The following is a 292-nucleotide window of genomic DNA, read 5'->3' as shown; positions in this document are numbered from 1 at the left end:
CCGGGGCCTCTCTGGCGTGCGCATGTTCACCGGCGACAAGGCCGCCGCCATGACGGGCGCGATAGCCGAGGTGTTCCCGGACGCCGCCTACCATCTGGTGCCGCTCATCTTGGCGGCCCTGCTGCTCGAGGTGCCGCTCGTGCCCCTGTGCGACGACGACTGCAAGGGGCTGTGCCCCCAGTGCGGCGCCAATCTGGACGAGGGGCCCTGCGGCTGCTCCCGCGACGAGGCGGACGTGGAGGCGAGCCCGTTCGCGGCCCTCAAGAACTTCGACTTCGGCGACAAGTAGAAC

Annotated in this window: 1 protein-coding gene; it reads left to right on the top strand. The window is 70.2% G+C overall.

Annotated features, from left to right (window positions below; genetic code table 11):
- Window positions 1-289 (top strand): YceD family protein (locus NE591_RS15175; protein WP_256157092.1); only part of this gene is annotated, 289 nt, incomplete at its 5' end.
- Window positions 290-292 lie beyond the last annotated feature (3 nt).

The sequence above is a fragment of the Adlercreutzia sp. DFI.6.23 genome, assembly GCF_024462535.1.
GTDB classification, from domain to species: domain Bacteria; phylum Actinomycetota; class Coriobacteriia; order Coriobacteriales; family Eggerthellaceae; genus Adlercreutzia; species Adlercreutzia rubneri.
This window is presented reverse-complemented; position numbering and strand designations above follow the sequence as displayed.